Source organism: Rhodococcus sp. Leaf278 (genome assembly GCF_001426085.1).
In the GTDB taxonomy this organism is placed as follows: Bacteria; Actinomycetota; Actinomycetes; order Mycobacteriales; family Mycobacteriaceae; genus Rhodococcoides.
Genome location: NZ_LMRR01000004.1, coordinates 93,308 through 112,995 on the forward strand (window position 1 = coordinate 93,308; position 19,688 = coordinate 112,995).

Sequence of the window (19,688 nt, forward strand, 5' to 3'; positions counted from 1 at the left end):
CTGACTGTCACTAGCGGATGAAGTAGATCGTCGCGAAGAGGGCAATCCAGACGATGTCGACGAAGTGCCAGTAATACGAGACGACGATGGCGGCGGTGGCCTGCGCGGGAGTGAACTTGCTGACCAGAGTTCTGGTGATCAGGAAGACGAACGCGATGAGTCCGCCGATCACGTGCAGTCCGTGGAAGCCGGTCGTGATGTAGAAGACCGATCCGTACACGCTGCTCGACAACGTCGTGCCCTCGTGCACCAGGTGGTAGTACTCGTACGCCTGGCCTGACACGAAGAAGGCGCCCATGGCCAGCGTGACGATGTACCAGCGTCGAAGTCCGAAGACGTCTCCACGTTCCGCTGCGAACACGCCCAACTGGCACGTGAACGACGACGCGATCAGCACGGCCGTCACCGGTACGGCCAGACCGAGGTTCAACTCGGTCGGTTCCGGCGGCCAGTTTCCGTTCGCCTGGGCTCGTGCGACGAAGTACATCGCAAACAGCCCGGCGAAGAACATGAGTTCACTCGACAGCCACACGATCGTGCCGACGCTGACCATATTGGGACGGTTCAGCGAGTGCACGCGTTGGGTGATTGCCGATCCTTGAGTCCCTACAGCGCTCGTCACAGAAAGAAGTATGACCCGTCGTAGTACGGAAGGCATATCCGGGTCCGCTCTGGGCGCGTCGCAACGCAACGAATCCACGAGCGTGCTTGTTCCCGGGCTGGTCAGAGACCCCGTACGGGCCGGTAGGGTCCAGTCGTGCAAGGCTGGCCTCATGGCAAAGAGCACCGAAGGTGGGTGGTTTCGGCGGCTGTTCTCGCGGTCGACCGCAGAACGTCTGGACCCCACGCGCGAGGATCTGGTGATAGTGGCGAGCTGCTTCGACGACGCGCAGGCGTGTTCCGCCGTGCTCGACGACGCGGCCCGAATTCCGCCGGTGTGGACGGCAGCGTCGGATGTGTTGCTTCGGCATCATCTGCTGCTGCCGGCGCACGAAGTAGCGGATGCGGCTGCGGTCGCGGCGCAGGACGATTACGAAGTGGGGCATGCGGTCGAATTGTCGGACATCGATGGATACCGCCCACACGTCGACGACGGCGTTCCGCTGGTTCTGCAGCGCGTGCAGGTGCTCGACGCGCTTCACTGTTCACAGGAGCGATCTCGAATGGCGGGACTCGCCCAACGCCGGGGTGGCGCTGTACTCGGCTGGGACGCGCTGCAGCCGTCTCTGCCCGACCCGGGCTCTGGCTAAGCTTCCACCGCCCCATGTCCGCCGCCAGGGACCGACGAACGGATCCAGCCATGAACGCACCGACCACTGACGAGCAGCCGCGAACCTGGCGTCGAATTCTGGGCGCGTTGAGCAGTCGCATCGACCTGTCCAGCGCCGATACCGGCTGGGCGATGGACGAGATCATGGCCGACAACGCGACAGCGGCACAGATCGCCGCATTCGGCGTGGCCCTCAGGATGAAGGGTCCTACTCCGGCGGAAGTGAACGGGCTCGCCGAGTCGATGCTGGCCCACGCGGTGCTGGTGGACACCGATACCGACGCCGTCGACGTCGTGGGCACCGGCGGCGACGGTGCCGATACCGTGAACATTTCCACCATGGCTGCGATCGTCGTCGCCGCCAGCGGAATACGAGTGGTCAAGCACGGCAACCGGGCGGCGTCGTCCAAGAGCGGCACCACCGACGTGCTCGAAGCGTTGGGTGTCCGCGTGACTCTGGGGGCCGATGCAGTGGCGTCGAGCGTCGAACAAGTCGGTATCGGGTTCTGCTTCGCGCCGATCCACCACCCCGCTCTGCGGTTCGCCGCGGCACCGCGGAAGGAAATCGGCATTCCGACCGTGTTCAATGTGCTTGGGCCACTGACCAATCCGGGTCGGCCGCGCGCAGGCCTGATCGGCTGCGCCTTCGAGAGTCTGGCCCCCGTGATGGCGGACGTGTTCGCCGGCCGGGGCAGCTCGGTTCTCGTTGTGCGTGGCGACGACGGACTGGACGAGATCACCCTCTCCACCACGACGACCGTGCACGTCGTGTCGGGTGGCTCGGTGACCGTGGAGACGATCGACCCAGTCGACTTCGGGATCGAACGAGCTCCCATCGAGGCCCTGAGAGGCGGCGACGCGGAGTTCAATGCCGCAGTGGCGCATCGCGTGTTCGCCGGCGAGCACGGACCGGTACGTGACGCCGTTGTGCTCAACGCCGCCGCAGCCATAGCCGCATATCAGGGCATCTCCGGGAACCTGCGTGAGCGAATCGAAGCCGGATTGGCAACCGCCGCAACGGTTGTCGACAACGGTTCAGCGGCTCGGCTACTCGCCGACTGGGCGCGCTGCACCACCGCACTGGCCGACTGACGAGCTGCGTCCTACTCGCCGATCGAGAACCCTGCGTCGACGTCGGCGCTCGAATACGACTGAAACGCAATGTGAGTCGTGGTGCCCCGCACGCCGCGCACACGATTGATGTGTTTGGTGACGACGTCGGCGATCGAGGCGTGATCGCGCACTTTGACGATGGCGATCAGATCGACATCCCCAGCGCACGAATAGACCTCCGTCACACCATCGACGTCGGCAACGGCCTGCGCCGCCTCCGGAATCAGGTCGGCCTCGGCGTCGATCAAGACGATGGCATTGATCATCTGTGCTCCTCATGCGTCTCGAGCCCGATGTGCGACGAGCTCCCACCCAACCCTAGTTCTACCGGTCGTTCCGCGGGCTCCACTCCTGCCGCGCGGCTTCTCTCGCCGTTCGACACCAGTCTTCCCACGACCCCGCAGAGCGTGCCGGACTGCAGTAGCCGCTGCTGGTACGCACGATACGAACCCCATCGGTGCGGAGCCAGGACGCGATGAGACCGACCTCTTCCGGCGGCGCACCTCGGAGCGGCGTCGGATCGGGAATCACCGTTTCGGCGGACGCGGTGATGGCATCTACGACGGGCATCGGGTGCACTCCGCGGGGAGCGACCGCAGCACCGGCCAGCCGGCCGAATCGCACGACGATCAACTCCCATCCTCCGTCGGTGGTTCGCCGTGCGGCCACGAGTTCGGCGATGGCGGCCACAGCCGCCGACCGATGCATTCTGCGTATCGCGTCCACGGTGATCGCGATCCGGTCTCGCAAGCGTGCGGCCGTCTCGTATAGCTCCCTGTCCGCGAGTTCGGCGACCCGTCGGCGCATCGAATAGAGGATGGCGTCGTCCTGGCCGCACACGAGCGCCAGAAACTGCGCTGGTGCTCCGGAGTACTCCTCGGCTGTCAACGGCCCGGACAGTGCCGCTGGGCAGCCGCCGACGTCCGTTGCCGGGCAGTCGTCACCGTGCCGAACCGAACGGGCCAGTCGGCGAGTGCACGTGCGGAGACGACAGAACTCCGCCACGAGCGCCGAAGCCTCTGCGGCGTCGCCGCGAACCGAGAACGGACCGAGACTGTTGGGGGCCGGCGTCCGGACTATCGACAGACGTGGGAACGCCTCGTCGGTGAGAGTGATCCACCAGCCCTTCTTCGGAAACTTCGAGCGTCGGTTGTACGGCGGGATGTGCGCGGAGAGCAGGCGCAGTTCTCGGACACCGGCTTCGAGTGCATGCGCGCACTCGACGTGATCGACACGCGTGGCGAGGGAGACCATCTCCTTCATCCGACCCCTGGTCTCCGACCCGGTGAAGTAGTTGCGTACACGGCGCTTGAGGTTGTTGGAGGTGCCGACGTACAAGACCTCGTCGGACGGGCCGCGAAAAAGATAAACGCCGGGCGTGCCCGGCAGGTGAGCAGCAAGTCCGCGTTTGGCGCGCTGGCCGGCCGACACCGCCGGAAGGTAGTCGACCAACTCGGCGTAACTGTGCACGCCCTGATTGCCCACTCGCTCGATGAGGCCGTGCAACACGTCGACCGTTGCCCGGGCGTCGTCCAGGGCACGGTGCGTAGGCCGGGTGCCGGACCTGAACAGCGTGGACAGTGCGGAGAGCTTGACCGAGGGTGCTTCGTCCCGTGTGAGAACCCGTCGCGCCAGCTTGACGGTGCACAACACCTGAAACCGGGGCCACGCTATGTCCAGACGGCTGGCGGCGGCCTTGAGGAACCCGGTGTCGAAGCCCGCGTTGTGGGCCACCAACACAGAGCCGCGAGCAAACTCGAGGAAGCCGGGTAGCACTCGTTCAATCCGTGGCGCGCCGATCAGCATCGCAGACGTGATTCCGGTGAGTTCCACGATGTACGGCGGAATGGACCTGCCCGGATCGACGAGGGTGGCGAACTCGCCGAGAATCTCGCCTCCTCGAACCTTGACCGCTCCGATTTCGGTGATGGCCTCGGTGTCCGAGCTGCCGCCCGTGGTTTCCAGGTCGACGACGACGAACGTCGTGTCGTGCAGTGGGGTGTCCAGTTTGTCGAACGACAGCTGGATGGGCAGGCTCACTCGGAAGACGGTAGGTCCGACCTCCGACACAAACACTCACCGCGGTGATGAGTTCGGGCCGTGTCGTCGCCCCGCACCGTGATGTGTCACGAAACCTGTCGGTGGTGCGCGCTACCTTTCGCTCGATCGGCCGATTCGGCCGCCGGAAACAACAAAGAGACGAGGATCACAATGATCATCGACTGCAGCGACTGCCTGGTCCGTGACATCGCCTGCGCGGACTGCGTCGTGACCGTCCTTCTGGGGCCGCCGGGAATGCCGACGAGATCGGACGGTCGATGGGTCGGTCCACCCTCGCCGATCACGCTCGAGCAGGAAGAACTCGGTGCAATGGGGGTGCTAGCGGAGGTAGGTCTGGTGCCTACTCTCAAGCTCGTGACCGACGTCGACGAGACGGCCGAAGTGTCGTCGTTACCGACTCGTGACACTCCGAAGGATCAGCGGGCCGTCTAGCGAATTTCGGGCCTGATCCGGTCGTGTCGGCGCGTTGGGGTCGACACGGGGGTATGCCATTTCGTAACCTTCCTGAGACCTTGCGGAGTCTCGCCAATCCAAACCGGAGTGGCGTCGCAAGTCACCGCCTAATCGTTCACTCGCGAGAGTGTTCGTACCGGGAACCCGATATCTACTGGGGTGAATCCCGCCGAGCCACCTCGAGTGGCCGGTGGGTAGGGCTGCTCTTCCCAGCCCGAACCCGTCAGCTAACTCGGTCGGCGGACGATAGGAAGAAACGGAGCACCATCTTTCGTGGCGTCACAACTTTCCAACCGATCATTGCGTCGAGTTCTCGTAGCCGGAGCGCTCACGGCAGGCGTGGTCATTCTTCCCGCTGCACCCGCGATGGCGGCCCCCCTCACCATTCCCGGCGTCGGAACCTTCGAGATTCCCGACATCCCGGGCCTCCCTCCACTCAACCTTCCGGGTATGCCTGCACCGGGTGCGCCGCTGGTGCCCCAGGTCACCCCCGCAGCGAAGGCCGTTCAGGCCGCTGAGTCCAAGATCGGCGCTCCGTACGTGTACGGCGCTTCGGGTCCGGATTCTTTCGACTGCTCGGGACTGATCCAGTGGGCGTACAAGCAGGCCGGCGTCAGCCTGCCGCGCACGAGCTACGACCAGGCAGCCGCAGGCACCCCGGTGTCGCGTAACAGCCTGATGCCCGGCGACGTCGTCTCGTTCTACGGTGGCTCGCATTCGGGCATGTACATCGGCGACGGCAACGTCGTGCACGCATCCACGTCCGGCGTGCCGGTCAAGGTCGCTCCGGTCGACTCGATGCCGTTCGATGGTGCTCGCCGTTACTGATACCGACAGTCGACGTTCAGCGTGACAGACCGACAGGGTCGAGCCGTATTCCGGCTCGACCCTGTCGTCGTCTCCGGGCGCGGTGACACGCCGCCCCGGTGGACAGCAGAGCGTCGAGTTCGTAATCTGATCGAGACCTGGTCGACGTTTATTTTGTGATCGGTCACCTGGAAACCCCGTCGATTTCGGACTGTGTTCACGTCCATCCCCGTAATCGCGTGGGTAGGGTTTGTTTCGGTTTACTTTTCCAACCGTTGCCTCGTTCGAGGTGGCATGTGCGAGGACGGAGAGTCGCTTTCCGTGGCGATATCGAGATCTACCCGAGTGTGGCGTCTGACCGGTAACTCGGTGGTGGCTGCCACGTTGGCGGCATGCATCGCCTTTGCGCCGACCACGCCCGCGGTTGCGCAACCGGGCTTCGATTCCGCGTCCGACGCTCAGGCCGAGCTCGCCGAGCTCTCGCGCCAGTCCGAGCAGACCAACGAATCTCTGAACAACGCTCAGATCGATCTGGACGCCAAGATGCAGCAGCAGCTCGACGCGCAGGCCGTTGTCGACCAGAGCCGGGCCGCGCTGGACGCAGCACAGACGCAGCTGGCGGCGCTGAAGCCGGCCATGGACAAGGTTGCCAACGTCAACTACCAGGGCGCTCGGACCAATCGGTTGTTTGCCGTGATGGTGAGTGATTCACCGCAGCAGTTGCTCGACCAGATGTCGGCACTCGACGTGATTTCGGCCGATACGGCCGACCAGGTCGCCCGGTTCAAGCAGGCGAGCGCGGACGCCGTCAGTGCCGAGCAGGCCGCAGCGACGGCCGCCGACCAAGCCCGAATGGCAGCAGAGCAAGCCAAGGCGGTCAGCGACGATCTACAGGCCAAGCAGAGTGAACTCCAGGGTCAGATCGCCGAGGTGATGGCCGCCTACAGTGCGTTGTCGTCCTCAGAGCAGCTCGCTCTCGCCGGATCGTCCATGCCAGAGGGTTTCGATCCGACTGTTCTCCTGCAGAATCTGACGCCCGGATCGGGAGCCAGCGCGTTGCAGGCCGGTCTGACACAGATCGGTAAGCCGTACGTCTGGGGCGCGACCGGACCGGACGGCTTCGACTGCTCGGGGCTGGTCATGTGGGCGTACAAGCAGGTGGGCAAGACCGTGCCTCGGACGAGTCAGGCCCAGGCCGAGGGCGGAACTCCGGTGGACCAGAAGGACTTACAGCCCGGTGATGTGGTGTTGTTCTATCCGGACGCGTCGCACGTCGGCATCTACGCCGGCGGCGGCAACGTCCTCCATGCCTCCACCTACGGAGTGCCCGTCAAGGTGCAGTCGATGGCATCGTTCCCGTACTACGGGGCGCGTCGATACTGAGGTGTGTCGCGACGGTCCACGTATGCGCGTATGAGCGAGCCTGATCGGCCCGGAGGGATCCGCCTCCTGGTCCGATCGGCGCGGTTGCGGTGGCTTGCACTTGCTCTCGTCGCCGCGGTGACCCTCTCGGTGGTCGTCGTGCACAACGTTCACCGCACCGACACCGAATCCCGAGCACCGTCGACCGACGCCACCGTCGGTCAGGCCCCGCCGACGTACGACCAGCAGCGTCGAGCCGACGTGACAGTCCTTCTCGACCAGTGGGCCGACGCTGTTCGCGCCGGAGACGTCGACAGTCTGCGTGCACTGATGGATCCGCGGGCCGATCCGAATTTCGTCGAGGCGCAAGTGCGGCGGGCGGCGTCCGTTCCGGGCGTACCGTTCTCCGAATTCGGCTACGTCCTGGGCGACGAGCCGGAAACGCCGGTTCCGCCTTCGATCGCAGAGCCGTTGGACGCCACCGACATCTGGGCACCGCCGGTGTATCTGCGCTACGCCGTGGCGGGGCCGGACGCGTCGCCGACGAGTCGGCCGGTCTCGCTCGTCGTAGCCGAGCGGGACGGTCGATGGCGGCTCGTCGACGATGCGGACCTGCCCGAGTATCGACGCCACACCTGGCGTGGGCCGTGGGACTTCGGATCGTTGACGATTCGTTCGGTTCCGACGTCATCGGGGACATCGGTGGTGATGGGGCATCCGGATCGAATGCAGTTCGTCGGGGCCCTGGCTGCCGAGCTCCCGTCGGCAATCGATGCGGTCACCGACTTCTGGGGAGATGACTGGGCTCGAGACGGTCTGGTGTTCGTTGCTTCGTCCGCGGAGGAGTTCGGCGAGCTGACCGAATCGGATCCGTCGACCGACGTCGCTGCGGTGACGGTGTCCGACGCGGTGGCAGCGGACGGCTCGCGTCCGACCGGCCAGCGGGTGGTGTTCGGTCCCGAAGCCGCGGCGCGATTGACGCCGTTCACCGTTCGATCGGTTCTGCGGCACGAGTTGACCCATGTGGCAGCCAGGGCGCGGACGGCGGACGGTACGGCGTTGTGGGTGGCGGAGGGGTTCGCCGACTACTCCGGGTATCGCAATTCCGGTGCCCATTTCGTGCAGCTCGCTCCCACTCTTGCCTCGATCGTGGCGTCCGGTGGGCCGCCGACGGTGCTGCCGAAGGACGAGGATTTCAGTGCCGGAGGGGCACGTTCGAGTGTTGCCTACGAGTCGGCGTGGTCGGTGTTCGCCTTCGTGGCCGATCGGTTCGGAGAGTCGACCCTGCGCAGGCTGTACGAGGCATTGGCGTCTGAACCGGACTCGGACGGCTCCATCGATGCCGCCTTCGGGTCGGTACTGGGATCGGACCGCGCCCAGTTCGTCGCCTCGTGGGGCAACTGGGTGGCTGATCGGGCCCGCTGACGTCGAGCGCTACGGTTGTCGCCATGCGTCGTACTCTTCTCGTGACGAACGACTTTCCGCCTCGCCCGGGTGGAATCCAGTCCTACCTGCACAGCTTCGCCTCGCAACTACCCGCTGACGAACTCGTGGTCTACGCTCCGCGGTGGCGCGGTGACTCGCACGAGAAATTCGATGCCGAGCAGCCGTTCGAGGTGATCCGGCATCCGACGACACTGATGCTGCCGACCCCGCTCGTGGCGCGTCGGGCAGCCCGAATCCTGAAGTCGCGTCGGTGCGATTCGGTGTGGTTCGGTGCATCGGCACCGCTGGCCGTGATGTCATCGCACCTGCGTAAAGCTGGAGCCGAGCGCATCGTGGCCAGTACCCACGGTCACGAGGTCGGCTGGTCGATGGTGCCGGGCGGGCGGGCGGCCCTCCGCACGATCGGCGAGAACACCGACGTGGTTACCTACGTCAGCAAATACACCCGGGGTCGATTCAGCTCGGCGTTCGGTCGCACCGCAGCCCTCGAGCACCTGCCGCCCGGAGTCGATACGGATCGCTTCGTCCCCGACGACGCCGCACGAGCGGAACTGCGCGCGCGCTACGGCCTCGGTGATCGACCCACCGTTCTGTGTCTCTCGCGGCTCGTACCCCGTAAGGGACAGGACTTCCTGATCCGGGCACTCCCGGGAATTCGGCGAGCCGTCGATGGTGCCGTTCTGGTGATCGTCGGAGGAGGACCGTACGAGAAGACTCTGCGTGAGCTCGTCCGATCCACCGGCATGGAGCAACACGTCGTGTTCACCGGCACGGTGCCGTCGGTGGAACTTGCCGCCCACCACACCATCGCCGACGTGTTCGCGATGCCGAGCCGCACTCGTGGCGCGGGTCTCGACGTGGAGGGCCTCGGAATCGTCTACCTCGAAGCGTCTTCCTGCGGTGTGCCCGTCGTAGCCGGAACATCCGGGGGTGCGCCGGAAGCTGTGCAGCACAACAAGACCGGGCTCGTTGTCGACGGAACTTCGGTCTCGGAGATAACCGATGCGATCGTGCGCATCCTGTCCGATCGCACGCTCGCCGCCCAAATGGGTAACGCCGGCCGCGCGTGGGTCGACGCCGAGTGGCGCTGGGACGTACTGACGGAAAAGCTGCGGTCGTTGATCTAGCGCCCGACGTTTCGGAGACCGGACGCCTCAGCGGGCGTAGATGGATTCGATGTCGTCGGCGTACGCCTTGGTGATGACGTTGCGCTTGAGCTTCATCGTCGGGGTCAGCTCGCCGCTCTCCTCCGAGAAGTCATGGGGGAGCAGTCGATATTTCTTGATGGATTCCGCATGCGAGACCGACTTGTTCGCATCGGCGACGGCTGCATCGATCTCGGCGACGAGATCGGGGTCCTTCTGCAGATCCGCCGCGGTGGCGTCGGAAGCCTTGCCGTGCGTGGACTTCCACCGATCGAACGCCTCCGGGTCGAGAGTGATGAGCGCTCCGATGAACGGCTTCTGATCGCCCACGACAACAGCCTGGCTGATCAGAGCGCCCGCGCGAAGTCGGTCCTCCAAACCGGCCGGCGAGACGTTCTTGCCGCCCGCCGTGACGATCAATTCCTTCTTCCGACCCGAAATCGTGATGTAACCGTCGTCGTCGACGCTGCCCAGATCTCCGGTGCGGAACCAACCGTCGTCCAGTGACTCTGCCGTGGCTTCCTCGTTGCGCCAGTAGCCGTCGAACACCACCGGCCCGCGCAGCTGAATTTCCCCGTCCTCGGCGATGCGAACGGTGTTGCCGGGCAACGGCCGTCCGACGCTACCCACGCGCTGGAATCCGATGGTGTTGACGGCGAAGGCGGCGGTGGTTTCGGTCAGACCGTAACCCTCGTAGATCGTCACGCCGATGCCCCGGTAGAAGTGGCCGAGCCGACTACCGAGGGGAGCGCCACCGGAGATGGCAAGTTCGCATTTGCCTCCGAGGGCGGCCCGCAGCTTGCCGTACACCAGTTTGTCGAACACGGTGTGCTTGGCGCGCAACACGATTCCTGGGCCGCCCGTGTCCTGCGCCTCGCTCCACGCCACCGCGCATTCGGTGGCAAGGTCGAAAATCTTGCCCTTGCCGTCGGAGTGCGCCTTCTGCTTCGCGGTGTTGAAAACCTTCTCGAACACTCGTGGAACCGAGAGGATGAAGTCCGGTTGGAACGTTCCGAACGTCGCGACGAGGTTGGGAATGTCGTTGGTGTGACCGAGCGTGACCCCGGCGTCGAACGACGCGATACTCACTGCCCGTGCGAGGACATGGGCCAGGGGTAGGAACATCAGGGTGCTTCGGCCCTGCGTCATCAGTGTCTTCAGGGACGTCTCGCGAATACCGAGGGACTCCGCCAGCAGATTGGCGTGGGTCAGCTGGACGCCCTTGGGGCGCCCGGTGGTGCCCGAGGTGTAGATCAATGTTGCGGGGTCGGACGCGCTCAGTGCCGCCACTCGTCGGTGCACGGAATCCTCGGTGACATCTGCGCCCCCGTCGATCAGTGCCTGCACGGCGTCGGTGTCGGTGTCGGCCGACTCGATCACGAACGTTCGACGCACTGACTGTGCAGCCGCCACAACATCTTTCGTCTCCTGCACGTGTGCATCGTTCTCGAGAACGAGCAGTACCGGCTCGGCGTCTTCGAGAATCCACTCGACCTGCCCGGCGGACGACGTCTCGTAGATCGGCACGGTCACGCCGCCGGCGGCCCAGATCGCATAGTCGACGACAGACCACTCGAACCGCGTCGACGACATCAGTGCAACTCGATCACCCTGTTCTATGCCTGCTGCGATCAGACCTCGCGCCACCCCTACGACCGATCGTTCGAACTCGGCCGCGGTGACGTCGGTCCAGGTGCCGTCCACGAGGCGCCGGAACACGACGGCATCGGGCGTGTTGCGAGCACGGAGGAAGACGGTGTCGACAGCCGAGTCGCTGTCTTCGATGGTGTACTTTGCGGCGGCGGTGAACTCGCGCACGGATTACCTCCGGATAGAACTGGGAGAACGAAAGTCGATAGCTCGGCTTCACGGATACTGTAGACCCGGCAACAGGGCGCCCGAATGTGCCTCTCGTGCGCAGCCTGCGACCCCATGTGTGAAGCTCTGACGATGAGCGGTATTCAAGTTGCGGACCAGACATTCGTGGCCGCCCCCGGTGAACGGGTGGCGCAGGCTTTCGCCTCACCCGAGAGGTGGCGTCGCTGGTGGCCGGATCTGAACCTGACCATCACGGAGGACCGCGGGGAGAAGGGGATCCGCTGGGCCGTGCGCGGCGGTGTGGTCGGAACCATGGAGCTGTGGCTCGAACCCGCGCTCGACGGAGTAGTCGTGCACTACTTCCTGCATGCCGAGCCCTCGGGTTCCGGCGAGATCACCTCGCAACAACACGCTCGTCGGGTGTCGGGCCGCGCCATGACCTTCGAGCTCAAACGCGAGCTGGAGGCCGGTCGGTCTGCGGGTGAGGCACCGAGCCACGTAGCGTCGAGTTCAGCTCGCGATTGAACCGCGCGGTACGGTCGGCCGGTTCGCGATTGTGCGTCCGCGGATCGATCGTGTGAGATAGATCCGCCGCCTGTTCCACGGCACAACACCGAACGAATCGATCGAAGTACTCGAGAGGAAGCGGACGAGAAGTCATGGCGGAGAAAACCCAGAGATCGATCGTCGTCGAAGCCCCGCCCAGCCAGGTCATGGACGTCATCGCCGATTTCGACTCGTACCCCTCGTGGGTGTCGGCCGCGAAGTCCGTCGAGGTCCTCGACGTCGGTCCGGACGGACGCGGTAAGCGAGTGAAGTTCGTGCTGGACGCCGGGATGGTGAAGGACACCTACGAACTCGAGTACGACTGGGCCGCCGACGGCAGCTCCGTGTCGTGGAACCTCGTGTCGGGTGAGATGCAGAAATCCCAGAAGGGCTCGTACACGCTTCGCGAAACCGGGAGCGGCACCGACGTGACGTACGAGCTCACCGTGGACCTGAACATTCCGATGATCGGCCTGTTCAAGCGCAAGGCAGAGAAGGTCATCACCGACACTGCACTCAAGGAATTGAAGAAGCGGGTCGAAGGCTGAGCGAAGCTCGCACCGAACCCCGCACCACGGTGATGCTGTTCCTCGGCAAAGGTGGTGCGGGGAAAACCACGCTGGCGGCGGCGTCGGGCCTGCGGCTTGCCGAAGCCGGCGAGCGGGTCTTGATTGCCTCCGTGGATCAGGCTTCGTCGCTCGTCGACGCATTTTCGGGCACGCTCGACGGCGCTGTCGATGACGAATCCTCGGAGCCGTCCCGAGTCGTGCCCGTCACGGCGGGCCTGGACATCGTCGAGATCGACACGCTGAGTCTCCTTGAGGCACGGTATCGAGGACTCGGTTCCGTGGTGGCCATGGCGTCGGCGGGCCACGAGCACGGGGTGAGCTTCGGGGCTGTAGAGCCGGAGGAGCTGGTCGGCTTCCCTGGAATCGAAGAATTGTTGGGCATGCACGAGATCTGTCGTCTTGTCGACGAAGGTCGCTGGGACACAGTGATAGTGGATATGCCTGCGTCGGCCGATGCGTTGAGAACGCTGCAGTTGCCAGACACCGTGGCCGCGTACGTGGAACGGATCTGGCCGCACCACGATCGGATGGTGGCAGGCACCGGATCCGACGTGCGTCTCACGCTCGTAGTGGCGATGATCGAGCGAGTGCTCGCCCAAGTCGACTCGGTTCGATCGCTGATCACCGACTCTGCGCGCACCGGCGCGACCGTGGTCGTCACTGCCGAACAGCTCTCGGTAGTCGATGCCGAACGAACTCTGTCGGCCGCGGCACTGCTCGGAATCAGAATCGATCGGGTTCTCGTCAACAAGATTCTGCCGCGGCTCAACTCGTCGTCGATCGGTATGGTCGGTGCCCATCCGGCTGTGTTCTGGTTCGAGAGCTGGCGGTCCGCGCAGCTCGACGCGGTCGCCGAGCTGCGTCGACGGATCGGCACCGTCCCCGTGGTCGAGGTGGAGCGAGCCCCTGGTGAACCGGTAGGGTTGGGGCCCTTGCAGGACGTGGCAGATCGCCTGGAACCGAGCTTGCTCGAACGGCGCGCGCCGGAGCGGAGTGAGCAGCCCTCCGTGGTACTCGAGTCCGGGCGCGGACTCGAATCCGTATATGCGATGAGAATGCTGCTGCCGGTAGTGGATTCGACGACCTTGGGTGTGGGGCGAGTGGAGGACGACTTGATAGTCAGTGCCGACGGGAGGCGACGGCGCATCAGGTTGGCGTCGGTACTTCGTCGGTGCATCGCAGACTCCGCCGAGCTCGACGGGCCCTGCCTGGTGGTGCGTTTCCGCCCGAATCCCGACGTGTGGCCACTGTGACAGGACGTGTGGCCACTGTGACGAGAAGTGTGGCCACTGCGACGAGACGTGTGGCCACGGTGACGAGTCCGCGCAGCATGTTCGGGGGGCAGCGATGACCTCAGGGCATTCCGAGCTGGGGGCCGATCTGCTGGCCTTGGCCGACACTGTGCTGACTCGGCTCGACCCCATCCTGCGCCGAGTTGCGGAGACGCAGCAGGAACGTGATCAACAGGGCTGCAGTTGGTGTCCGGTGTGTGCGCTTGCTGCATTGGTGCGCGGCGAGCGGCACGATCTGGTCGAACTCGTGGCTTCGGAAGGGACGGTGATCATCGCGCTGCTGCGCCAGCTGCTTGCCGACCACACGAACGCCGACCACACGAACCCCGCAACCGGTCACACCGCCGCAGCTCCGGCGGAACCCCCGCCAACAGGTCCCGAGCCGGACCCGACGGCGCCCGAGCCGGTAGACCTCTCGAACGTGTCGGTCGACACGAATATGCCGGGCGAACGTCGCCCGGCGTTCGTTCCGATTACCGTTCGAGTGAAGAATTCACGATCGGATACGCAGGATCGTCCGTGACGGGTGAGCGTGCGGATCGATCGGTGACAGCCGTGTGGGGGACGGCGGAGAAAGGCAACAACCAATGAAGCGACACCAGCAGCGACTGACGGTCGGCATCGACGTGGGCGGGACGAGCCTGCGGGCCTCGGTCGTCGACGCCGACGGGCAAGTGCTGGATTCGACGGCTGCTCCCACTCCGCACACCGCACGAGCACTCGAGCGAGGGCTGGACCGCGCAGTGCAGGAGTTGGCCGGGCGACACGACATCGCCGCCGTCGGGCTCGCGGTTGCAGGATTCATCGATTCCGAGCGCACGACAGTTCGGTTCGCTCCGCATCTGCCGTGGGTGGACACCCCCGTCGCGACCGAGATGAGCAAGCGCATCGGACTGCCGGTATTGCTCGAACACGACGCAAACTCGGCAGCGTGGGCCGAATATCGATTCGGAGCCGCGTCCGGTGGCCGCAACGTGGTGATGGTGGCCATAGGTACCGGAATCGGCGCGGCGCTGCTGATCGACGGCAGGATCTACCGCGGCAGCCACGGCGTGGCACCGGAGCTCGGCCACATTCAGGTAGTACCCGACGGCCGGGCCTGCCCCTGCGGCAAGCGTGGCTGCTGGGAGAGGTATTGCAGCGGCACTGCGCTGGTGGACACCGCGGTCGAGTTCCTCGCTGCGGACCCGTCGTCGTCGACGACCCTGGCCCGGGAGGTGTTCCTCGATCCCGGCTCGTTGACCGGTCGTCGGATTGCCACCGCCGCGCAGGACGGTGATTCGATCGCGCGACGGACGATGGAGGATTTCGCGCAGTGGCTCGGGGTGGGATTGTCGATGGTCAGTGACGTGTACGACCCCGATCTGATCGTGTTGGCCGGGGGCGTGGCCACGTCGTCGAGTCAGTTTCTCGCGCGTGCAACCGACAAGTACGCGGAGCTGGTGACCGGCGCGGGCCACCGCCCGTTGGCTCGTATCCGCAGTACGCAACTGGGCGAGGCGGCGGGCATGATCGGGGCTGCGGAGCTGGCCCGGGCCCAGTTCCTCACCGGCGTGCGCTGACCGCGTCCGCCCGGATCGTGTGAGCTCGGTCCCGGAGTCGAGGATGATGTGGCTGGTGTCATAAACCGTGGGTACAGTTCACTACGCGGCACGGTTCGAGGATGCACGGCCGCAGTCGATTCTCGTTTTCGGGAGCCGGCATCGAATGATTTCCGGACCATCATCAGGGAGCAAGTCAATGTGGTACTGGCTGGTCAAGTACGTTTTCATCGGGCCCCTGCTCATCGCCCTCGGGCGACCGACGATCGAGGGTGCCGAGAACATTCCGGCGCATGGTCCGGTCATCCTGGCGAGTAACCACAAAGCTGTTCTCGACTCCTTCTACCTCCCGCTCAAGACGCCTCGCCGCATCACCTTCCTTGCCAAGAGCGAATACTTCACCGGTCCCGGACTCAAGGGTGCGTTCCAGAAGTGGTTCTTCACTGCAGTGGGGCAGGTCCCGATCGATCGCACCGGAGCCGACGCGGCGCAGGACGCCCTCGACGCGGGCGTGCGGGTGATCGAAGCGGGGAAGGTTCTCGGCATCTATCCCGAGGGCACCCGGTCGCCCGACGCTCGGCTGTACAAGGGCAAGACCGGTATGGCACGGCTGGCGCTGCAAACCGGAGTTCAGGTGATTCCCGTCGCGATGATCGGCACCGAGAAGATGAACCCGATCGGTTCGCGTGTCTGGCGTCCGGCGAAGGTCACCATCCGCATCGGCAAGCCCATCGATTTTTCGCGTTTCGAGGGCATGGCAGGCAATCGCTTCGTCGAGCGCGCCGTCACCGACGAGGTGATGTACGACTTGATGCTGCTGTCCGGTCAGGAATATGTGGACGTGTACGCCGCTTCGATGAAAAAGGCTGCACCGGTAGACGATTCGGCTCCCGCGGCTCGGCGTATCCCCGACTCCAAGGCCAGTTGAACCTGCACGAAAACATGCGCGATCACCTAGATCGCAGCGGCCTCGTCAGCTGGCTTCGAGTGGTTGGAGAGGCCGATCGCCGCGAGGGCGACGATCGAGGCCAGAGCCCACCACACGTAGGCGGATGCCGCGAACTGATCCGGCAACGGCCAGCCGAGTCCGCTCCACCGTCCTTCGCCGAGTTTCCAATGCGGTGGGTACACCATCACAGCGAGTCCGACGGCCACCAGAGACAGCAGCAGCGCACTGCGGCGGCGATAGCCCAGAACGGCGAGCACGATGGTGAACGGAACCGCCCACACCCAGTGATGCGACCAGGACACCGGTGAGACCAGCAGGCCGAACATGGCGTTGATCGTCAGAGCCAAGGCAATCTGGCCGGCCGCGAACGCTTTTCGCATCGCCACAGCCGCTATGCCGAGTACCACCACCGACAACGCGATCCACAGGATCGAGCGGGGCAACTCGTCCAATCCCAGGCGCGCAAGCACACCGGTGATCGACTGGTTCGGCGGGTAGGCCGGGCCACCGATCCGATCGGAATCGACGATGGTCTCGGTCCAGTACTTCACCGAGTCCGACCACGTCAGCGCGAAGCCGATTCCGGTGAACAGCGCGAAACTCAGAACCGAGACCACCGCAGCGCGAAAGTCCTTGCGCAACAGAAAGAACAACACGAACACCGCAGGCGTGAGCTTGACGGCAGCCACGAGGCCGATCAGGACCCCACGCGGCCAGGGAGTCTTCTTCGGGAGGCAGTCGAGGGCCACGAACGCCATCAGCACGATGTTGATCTGTCCGTAGTTCAACGTCGAGGTGACCGGCTCAAGTACGAGCACCGACAACGCGAACACTGCTCCGGCAGACCACCACAAGAGTGTGCGGGGACGCAATCCGAGCGAGGTGAGTGTCGCCACGACCGTCACCAGCAACAGGATCATCGACAGAGCCGTCACGGTGATCGATGCGGCGTACAGCGATACCGACGACAGCGGGCTGAAGATCGCCGCGGCGATCGGGGGATAGGTGAACGGCAGCGTTGTGCCGGTGGCGATCGGCGGCAGCTGCCCGTAGAGGTCCCCGCCTTCCGCGAACACCTGACCGCCGAGTCGATAGACGTCCAGATCCAGTCGGTAGTGCTCGCCGAGAGCCCGCAGACCCGGAAAGCCGTTGAGGTGGAACAAGACGCCGACTGCGGCGGCGACCAGGACGACGATCCTGCTCGACACGACGGCCCATCGAGGCCACCGAGGTGGCGTCGTCCCGGCCGGCTCCGATGCCTCGGCTATCGGACGGTTGGTGTCGGGCGATGTCACAACGTGGGCCTTTCGGGGCTGTTCGGATTCGGACTACCGGTAGGCCGGGACGTGTCGGGGCACGCGCTAGGGTGAGCCGCGTGCGCTACTTCTACGACACAGAGTTCATCGAGGATGGTCGCACAATCGAGTTGGTCTCGATCGGTGTGGTTTCGGAGGACGGTCGCGAATTCTATGCGGTGTCCTCCGAGTTCGATCCCGAGCGCGCAGGCCGCTGGGTTCGGCGCAACGTGCTGCCCAAGTTGCCACCGTACTCGTCGCCGCTGTGGATGAGTCGGTCTCGGATCCGGGAGGAACTACTCGAGTTCCTGGTCCCGCACTACGGTGCCGAGGTCGAATTGTGGGCGTGGGTGGCTGCGTACGACCACGTGGCGCTGTGTCAGCTGTGGGGTTCGATGACCGAGTTGCCCCGTTCTCTGCCGCGGTTCACCCGGGAATTACGCCAGCACTGGGAGGATCGCGGCAGCCCCGAGCTGCCGTCGGTTCCCGACGATGCGCATGATGCACTGGCCGATGCGCGGCACAATCTGGCCAAGTTCCAGGCGATCGAGGAGTACTCGCACCGCGGGTGAACACCCGTTGTCCTGCGATGACAGTGGTGCGAATATCCTGTACTCGTGAACTGGACTGTCGACGTACCCATCGATCGCTTGCCCGACCTGCCGCCGTTGTCGCCGACGATGCGTACTCGATTGGACGATGCGTTGGCCAAGCCGGCCGCGCAGCAGCCGCAGTGGGACCCCGAGCACGCTGCGGACATGCGCAAGGTGCTCGAGAGCGTTCCGCCCATCACCGTCGCCGGTGAAGTGGAGGCGTTGTCGGACAAGCTGGCCGCCGTTGCGCGCGGTGAGGCCTTCCTGCTGCAGGGCGGCGACTGTGCCGAGACGTTCGTGGACAACACCGAACCGCACATCAAGGGCAACATCCGCACGCTGCTGCAGATGGCAGTGGTGCTCACGTACGGCGCGAGCATGCCGGTGGTGAAGGTGGCACGGATTGCCGGCCAGTACGCCAAGCCACGGTCGTCGAACATCGACGCGCTCGGTCTCCAGTCCTACCGCGGCGACATGATCAACTCGCTCGTGGCCGACGAGAGCGTTCGCGGCCACGATCCGTCGCGACTGGTGCGCGCATACGCCAATGCCAGCGCAGCGATGAACCTGGTCCGCGCGCTCACCGGCGCGGGCATGGCGGATCTGCACAAGGTTCACGACTGGAACCGTGAGTTCGTGGCCAATTCACCCGCAGGTGCACGATACGAAGCACTCGCGGGAGAGATCGATCGCGGCCTGCGCTTCATGGATGCCTGCGGCGTGAACGACCCCAATCTGCATACCGCACAGATCTACGCGAGCCACGAAGCACTTGTCCTGGACTACGAGCGTGCGATGCTGCGCCTGGACAACACCGACGATCACCCCAAGCTGTACGACCTGTCGGCGCACTTCCTGTGGATCGGCGACCGTACCCGTCAGCTCGACGGGGCACACATTGCGTTGGCCGAGTTGATCTCCAATCCGATCGGTCTCAAGATCGGACCCACGACCACACCCGAGATGGCCGTCGAGTACGTCGAGCGCCTCGACCCGACCAACAAGCCGGGCCGTCTGACGCTGATCTCACGCATGGGCAACGGCAAGGTGCGCGACATCCTGCCGGCCATCATCGAAAAGGTGCAGGCCACCGGACACCAGGTGATCTGGCAGTGCGATCCCATGCACGGCAATACCCACGAGGCGTCGACCGGATACAAGACGCGGCATTTCGATCGCATCGTCGACGAGGTGCAGGGCTTTTTCGAGGTGCACAACGGCCTCGGAACGCACCCGGGCGGAATCCATGTCGAGCTGACCGGCGACGACGTCACCGAGTGCCTCGGCGGTGCCCAGGACATCTCCGATCTGGACCTCGCGGGCCGCTACGAAACGGCCTGTGATCCGCGGCTCAACACCCAGCAGAGCATCGAGCTGGCCTTCCTCGTCGCCGAGATGCTCCGCGACTGAGTAGGTCGCTCCATCCGG

20 protein-coding genes and 1 riboswitch are annotated in these 19,688 nt (G+C 64.9%); of the genes, 15 read left to right on the top strand and 5 right to left on the bottom strand.

Annotated features, from left to right (window positions below; all coding sequences use genetic code 11):
- Positions 1-10 precede the first annotated feature (10 nt).
- Positions 11-622, bottom strand: coding sequence for an aa3-type cytochrome oxidase subunit III (ctaE, locus tag ASG84_RS05940; RefSeq protein WP_057476090.1), 612 nt, complete (start codon positions 620-622; stop codon positions 11-13).
- Between the two features lie 151 nt (positions 623-773).
- Between ctaE and ASG84_RS05945 the strand changes: the two genes are divergently transcribed.
- On the top strand, positions 774-1,250 hold the full coding sequence (locus tag ASG84_RS05945; RefSeq protein ID WP_057476091.1) for a hypothetical protein: 477 nt from the start codon (positions 774-776) through the stop codon (positions 1,248-1,250).
- Positions 1,251-1,300: 50 nt separating this feature from the next.
- Positions 1,301-2,362 (top strand): anthranilate phosphoribosyltransferase, encoded by a 1,062-nt coding sequence (gene trpD, locus ASG84_RS05950; RefSeq protein WP_057476092.1) that lies wholly within the window; start codon positions 1,301-1,303, stop codon positions 2,360-2,362.
- Between the two features lie 11 nt (positions 2,363-2,373).
- Here trpD and ASG84_RS05955 read toward each other — a convergent pair whose 3' ends face one another.
- Positions 2,374-2,649 (bottom strand): Lrp/AsnC family transcriptional regulator, encoded by a 276-nt coding sequence (locus ASG84_RS05955; protein ID WP_057476093.1) that lies wholly within the window; start codon positions 2,647-2,649, stop codon positions 2,374-2,376.
- Between the two features lie 58 nt (positions 2,650-2,707).
- On the bottom strand, positions 2,708-4,423 hold the full coding sequence (locus ASG84_RS05960; RefSeq protein ID WP_057476230.1) for a DEDD exonuclease domain-containing protein: 1,716 nt from the start codon (positions 4,421-4,423) through the stop codon (positions 2,708-2,710).
- Between the two features lie 171 nt (positions 4,424-4,594).
- Here ASG84_RS05960 and ASG84_RS05965 point away from each other — a divergent pair, with 171 nt between their 5' ends.
- The 5 genes from ASG84_RS05965 (at position 4,595) to ASG84_RS05985 (ending at position 9,639) form a co-directional block, all read left to right on the top strand.
- Positions 4,595-4,876, top strand: a complete 282-nt coding sequence (locus ASG84_RS05965; RefSeq protein ID WP_057476231.1) for a hypothetical protein — start codon at positions 4,595-4,597, stop codon at positions 4,874-4,876.
- A gap of 115 nt (positions 4,877-4,991) precedes the next feature.
- Positions 4,992-5,154, top strand: a riboswitch (cyclic di-AMP (ydaO/yuaA leader).
- Positions 5,155-5,170: 16 nt separating this feature from the next.
- Complete coding sequence (locus ASG84_RS05970; RefSeq protein WP_057476094.1) at positions 5,171-5,725, top strand: C40 family peptidase; 555 nt, start codon at positions 5,171-5,173, stop codon at positions 5,723-5,725.
- A gap of 273 nt (positions 5,726-5,998) precedes the next feature.
- Positions 5,999-7,087: an NlpC/P60 family protein gene (locus tag ASG84_RS05975; protein WP_442970907.1), complete on the top strand. Its 1,089-nt coding sequence runs from the start codon at positions 5,999-6,001 to the stop codon at positions 7,085-7,087.
- A 30-nt stretch (positions 7,088-7,117) separates the two neighbouring features.
- A complete protein-coding gene (locus ASG84_RS05980; RefSeq protein WP_156399402.1) occupies positions 7,118-8,491 on the top strand; it encodes a hypothetical protein in 1,374 nt (457 codons plus the stop codon).
- 23 nt (positions 8,492-8,514) lie between these two features.
- Positions 8,515-9,639, top strand: a complete 1,125-nt coding sequence (locus tag ASG84_RS05985) for a glycosyltransferase family 4 protein (RefSeq protein ID WP_057476096.1) — start codon at positions 8,515-8,517, stop codon at positions 9,637-9,639.
- A 27-nt stretch (positions 9,640-9,666) separates the two neighbouring features.
- On the opposite strand, the gene ASG84_RS05990 is transcribed toward ASG84_RS05985, so the two are convergent.
- Positions 9,667-11,475, bottom strand: a complete 1,809-nt coding sequence (locus ASG84_RS05990; RefSeq protein ID WP_057476097.1) for an AMP-dependent synthetase/ligase — start codon at positions 11,473-11,475, stop codon at positions 9,667-9,669.
- A 132-nt stretch (positions 11,476-11,607) separates the two neighbouring features.
- Here ASG84_RS05990 and ASG84_RS05995 point away from each other — a divergent pair, with 132 nt between their 5' ends.
- The 6 genes from ASG84_RS05995 (at position 11,608) to ASG84_RS06020 (ending at position 16,351) form a co-directional block, all read left to right on the top strand.
- Positions 11,608-12,000 (top strand): polyketide cyclase / dehydrase and lipid transport, encoded by a 393-nt coding sequence (locus ASG84_RS05995; RefSeq protein ID WP_082520834.1) that lies wholly within the window; start codon positions 11,608-11,610, stop codon positions 11,998-12,000.
- A 134-nt stretch (positions 12,001-12,134) separates the two neighbouring features.
- A complete protein-coding gene (locus ASG84_RS06000; protein ID WP_057476099.1) occupies positions 12,135-12,569 on the top strand; it encodes an SRPBCC family protein in 435 nt (144 codons plus the stop codon).
- 32 nt (positions 12,570-12,601) lie between these two features.
- Positions 12,602-13,843 (top strand): ArsA family ATPase, encoded by a 1,242-nt coding sequence (locus ASG84_RS06005; RefSeq protein WP_082520820.1) that lies wholly within the window; start codon positions 12,602-12,604, stop codon positions 13,841-13,843.
- Between the two features lie 94 nt (positions 13,844-13,937).
- Positions 13,938-14,405, top strand: a complete 468-nt coding sequence (locus ASG84_RS06010; RefSeq protein ID WP_057476100.1) for a hypothetical protein — start codon at positions 13,938-13,940, stop codon at positions 14,403-14,405.
- Between the two features lie 64 nt (positions 14,406-14,469).
- Complete coding sequence (locus ASG84_RS06015) at positions 14,470-15,444, top strand: ROK family protein (protein ID WP_057476101.1); 975 nt, start codon at positions 14,470-14,472, stop codon at positions 15,442-15,444.
- A gap of 178 nt (positions 15,445-15,622) precedes the next feature.
- Positions 15,623-16,351: a lysophospholipid acyltransferase family protein gene (locus ASG84_RS06020; protein WP_057476102.1), complete on the top strand. Its 729-nt coding sequence runs from the start codon at positions 15,623-15,625 to the stop codon at positions 16,349-16,351.
- A gap of 26 nt (positions 16,352-16,377) precedes the next feature.
- On the opposite strand, the gene ASG84_RS06025 is transcribed toward ASG84_RS06020, so the two are convergent.
- Entirely contained in the window at positions 16,378-17,667 is a 1,290-nt protein-coding gene (locus tag ASG84_RS06025) for a glycosyltransferase 87 family protein (protein ID WP_442970908.1), read from the bottom strand.
- An 80-nt stretch (positions 17,668-17,747) separates the two neighbouring features.
- Between ASG84_RS06025 and ASG84_RS06030 the strand changes: the two genes are divergently transcribed.
- A complete protein-coding gene (locus ASG84_RS06030) occupies positions 17,748-18,239 on the top strand; it encodes a polyadenylate-specific 3'-exoribonuclease AS (RefSeq protein ID WP_057476103.1) in 492 nt (163 codons plus the stop codon).
- Between the two features lie 45 nt (positions 18,240-18,284).
- Positions 18,285-19,670 (top strand): class II 3-deoxy-7-phosphoheptulonate synthase, encoded by a 1,386-nt coding sequence (locus ASG84_RS06035; protein WP_057476104.1) that lies wholly within the window; start codon positions 18,285-18,287, stop codon positions 19,668-19,670.
- The last annotated feature ends 18 nt before the right edge of the window (positions 19,671-19,688 follow it).